Origin of the sequence: Janthinobacterium agaricidamnosum NBRC 102515 = DSM 9628 (genome assembly GCF_000723165.1) — a bacterium.
In the GTDB taxonomy this organism is placed as follows: Bacteria; Pseudomonadota; Gammaproteobacteria; order Burkholderiales; family Burkholderiaceae_D; genus Janthinobacterium; species Janthinobacterium agaricidamnosum.
On record NZ_HG322949.1, the window covers coordinates 5,929,751 to 5,930,007 of the forward strand.

A 257-nucleotide genomic window follows, 5' to 3' on the forward strand; every position below is an offset into this window, starting at 1 on the left:
AGGGTCACGGTGACGTCGGTTTGCGCCTTGTTAGTCAAGGTCGCGGTGTAGGTGATGTCACCACCTTCAACCACGGTTTTGTCCGCGGTCAGGGTAACGGTGGTGGTATCGATCGAGTCGGTGATGACAGTTTTAGCCGCATCAGGATTTGTCACCAACTTCTCGAAGTTACCGCCGTCGGTCTTGGTGATGGTGGTGCTGACGGTGGAACCGTTGTTGTAGACGTCGTTGGCCGGGGTGTGGAACACCGCCGTGCC

At 57.2% G+C, this 257-nt stretch carries 1 protein-coding gene (cut by both window edges); it reads right to left on the bottom strand.

This entire window lies inside a single protein-coding gene on the bottom strand: locus GJA_RS28635, encoding an immunoglobulin-like domain-containing protein. The 285-nt coding sequence extends 16 nt beyond the window's left edge and 12 nt beyond its right edge, so the window shows coding positions 13–269 (codon 5, complete, through codon 90, partial); reading right to left, the first codon wholly in view occupies positions 255–257. The start codon and the stop codon both lie outside this window.